Source organism: Jeotgalicoccus meleagridis, from assembly GCF_903994045.1.
Lineage (GTDB): Bacteria > Bacillota > Bacilli > Staphylococcales > Salinicoccaceae > Jeotgalicoccus > Jeotgalicoccus meleagridis.
Map to the genome: position 1 here is coordinate 1 of NZ_CAJEWD010000002.1, position 2,808 is coordinate 2,808.

Here is a 2,808-nt window from a genome sequence, read left to right on the forward strand (position 1 = left end):
AATTGAGTTTTCATTAGTCATATTATATAATCACCTTACTAGAACAACTTACCTTAATAGCAAAATCTCACGCATTGCCAAAAGCCGAGATTTTGCTATTTTTTTTGCTCTAATTCCTTTCTTTCATATTCTTCTCTAATCAACAAAGTCATTACCGCTGATTTTTGCATTGCATAATGTTCAACTAACTCCTCGAATTTTTTTGCAGTATCTTCTGTAACATTAATCGTGTATCTCTTTTTCTGTGTCATTTCTTCCCTCCTTTTTTATTTAGGTCAACAATATACAAATATATGCATTTAGTCAACAAATATACGTTTATTTATTTGAATAAATCCAAATGTAGCCCAAAACGGAGCTATTTTGTAGCTTTGTGAAAAATCGCTATAACCATTGATATTAAAGGCTAAAACCCTTCACAATCTATGTTTTGGCACTCGGCACTTAAAAGGGGGGTCGTAGTAGTCCCCCCTTTTTTGTAGCCCAAAGTAAAAATCTAACCCTAAAAAGCAAAAAAAGACCTCTGATTTTGCAGAGATCTTTTCACTCTTTATTCCAATTTCCATTTTGTTGTGAACCTTTCGCAATCTGAAAAACTCTTTGAGTTGCAGTCGTGGCTACACCACAACTGCACTCGAGTTTAATTCGATTGCTTTTCCCAACAAAATGTTTTCTCGGCATAAACAGACGTTACCTCTCAATATCAATATCTCTTTGTTTTGTTCGCTCTTGTTCACGCACTTCCTCTTTCACAAAGTCCATAAACTGCCCAAAAACTGCCGTCTTATCGTTTTGTTGAAGTTTATTACTGATATTGTCATATACCTTGTCAAAGCCTTGAAAGCTATCTCTAAGCGTTGTATAAAGCCCTCTCGTTAGTTTTTGATACTTAGTAAATAACTCCTTATATTCTTCATACTCTTTTTTGAGTTTCTTGTTTTCTTTATCTGTCTCAATACTGAACGCAGCATACTTTAGATTCTTACTCTTTAATTCCTCATTTTCTTTGAAAAAATCAGTTTCTCTAATCTTTTCATAATCATCAAGCACATCACGAGCAGACGTCACAGTTCGCTGTATTCTCTCGAATTCTTCCGCAGAAACAACCTTACGCCCTGTTTCTAGCTCTTCTCGACCCGTTAGAAAGCCTTTTTTGACCTCTACCTCATTTTCGTACTCGAAATCACTAGAAGCTCTTAAATCGCTTATATGAGCGTCTAACTGCTTTTCTAGTTTCGTCAGATCCTTTTGAACAGTCGCTAACTCTTGTTTATGATATTCTGTTTCCTTTTTGAATTTATCAATATCTTGATGTTGTCTTTCAGATACTTCTTTTGCAGTTCCACGTTGTAACTTATATCCTTTAGCATTCACATATTGATTAAATCTATCTTGCAGTTCAGTCATTGCTTTCTTGTTACCTAATTTCTCTTTTGCAGACAATCTACCGTCATCTGTCAAAGGCACAAAACCAAAGTGCATATGCGGTACTTTTTCATCAAGATGAACAGTCGCATATAGCATATTTTCTTTTCCGTATTCTTGCTCTAAAAAGTCTAAACTATCTCTAAAAAATTGATTAGTTTCTTCTTCGTTTAGCTTATTAAAAAATTCATTATCACTCGTAATTAATCCGTCCACATGTTTAATTGCGTCTTTTCGAATTGCACGTTTACCTGAATAATTTGCATGAATTGTATCCTCAATTTTTTCGCTATAATCAATCTTATTTTCGTTAATTAAATCATAATTTTTATACGTGTTTTCGTGATTAATATCTTTGTTATTATAATTTTTATTTTCTCTTTGATTGTGTTTTTGAATGCCTTTAGAATTACTTGAACCTTTCACTCTAGCTACCCTCAAAATTGAATAAGACATACGACACCTCCAGCTATGATAACTTTAAATTCTTAGATAAAGTCTAACACACTAGACTTATTACATAAGTCGTTAGTTCGTGTGGTCTTGCAGACGGCTTAAAACCAGTTTTCGCTTATGCGAAAAAGGACTATCTTGTGATAGTCCTAAAGTTCAAATTCAAGTGATTTCTCCTGTTGTTTTATCATAGTCAGTCCGTCCATATTTTCGCTCTTGATATACTGCATCGAAATATAATCTAAGCAGTCCTGTATGTGAACGTAAAACTGAATTAATAATCTTCATACTCGGTAAGTTATATTCTGCACCATATCGTTTTACAAATCGTCTTAATTCTCTCATGTTGGCTAAGTCGTGTTCATCAATCATGTCACATATATCATTCAACATATCATCTTTATCTTCGACATCTAATGTGATGTAACGATCCAAATCAAAATTGTTCAATTCCTTGATGTCTTTTTTGTCATATTTGTACTTGTTTTTTGCTATCGCGTCTTTTGATTCATGTGTTAAATACAAATACATATTCTCCATATTCTGTTTTACAAATTGTACTTTCGCTACACTTTCTTTACCTAAAATCCTTTGTATTTTCATTCTCACACTATGTGATGTAACAGGATTAGCTGCTACATAAATTACATGATAATGTGCCTTTTTATATTCTTGAAACTCTGAATCACTTTTATCTTTATCATGAATTGGACTAATCGCGATAGGTGCACCTAACATTTCGAGTTGAGTTTCCCAATCTTCTGGTATCGATTCTGGATACAACAAGAATGTAAAATAGCGTCCTTTCGGCTTTACTTCTTTAGCTTGTTCAATTGAGTTTTCATTAGTCATATTATATAATCACCTTACTAGAACAACTTACCTTAATAGCAAAATCTCACGCATTGCCAAAAGCCGAGATTTTGCTAT

Annotated in this window: 3 protein-coding genes; all 3 read right to left on the reverse strand. The window is 33.3% G+C overall.

The features are described 5' to 3' along the window. Nucleotides 1–95 precede the first annotated feature (95 nt). The 3 genes from JEOSCH030_RS00015 to JEOSCH030_RS00025 all read right to left on the reverse strand — a co-directional run bounded on the left by JEOSCH030_RS00015 (nucleotide 96) and on the right by JEOSCH030_RS00025 (nucleotide 2,730). Nucleotides 96–251, reverse strand: a complete 156-nt coding sequence (locus JEOSCH030_RS00015) for a CopG family transcriptional regulator (protein WP_183369006.1) — start codon at nucleotides 249–251, stop codon at nucleotides 96–98. A 439-nt stretch (nucleotides 252–690) separates the two neighbouring features. After that, nucleotides 691–1,881 carry a MobV family relaxase gene (gene mobV, locus JEOSCH030_RS00020; protein ID WP_183369008.1) on the reverse strand — a complete coding sequence of 397 codons (1,191 nt, stop codon included), beginning with the start codon at nucleotides 1,879–1,881 and terminating at the stop codon, nucleotides 691–693. A gap of 159 nt (nucleotides 1,882–2,040) precedes the next feature. Then, the gene (locus JEOSCH030_RS00025; protein WP_183369010.1) at nucleotides 2,041–2,730 is read right to left on the reverse strand and encodes a replication protein; all 690 of its coding nucleotides are present in this window, start codon (nucleotides 2,728–2,730) and stop codon (nucleotides 2,041–2,043) included. Nucleotides 2,731–2,808 lie beyond the last annotated feature (78 nt).

What these genes read in the sequence shown, in the direction of transcription:
- JEOSCH030_RS00015 (WP_183369006.1), bottom strand. Translation starts at nt 251, where the DNA reads ATGACACAGAAAAAGAGATACACGATTAATGTTACAGAAGATACTGCA.
- mobV (WP_183369008.1), bottom strand. Translation starts at nt 1,881, where the DNA reads ATGTCTTATTCAATTTTGAGGGTAGCTAGAGTGAAAGGTTCAAGTAAT.
- JEOSCH030_RS00025 (WP_183369010.1), bottom strand. Translation starts at nt 2,730, where the DNA reads ATGACTAATGAAAACTCAATTGAACAAGCTAAAGAAGTAAAGCCGAAA.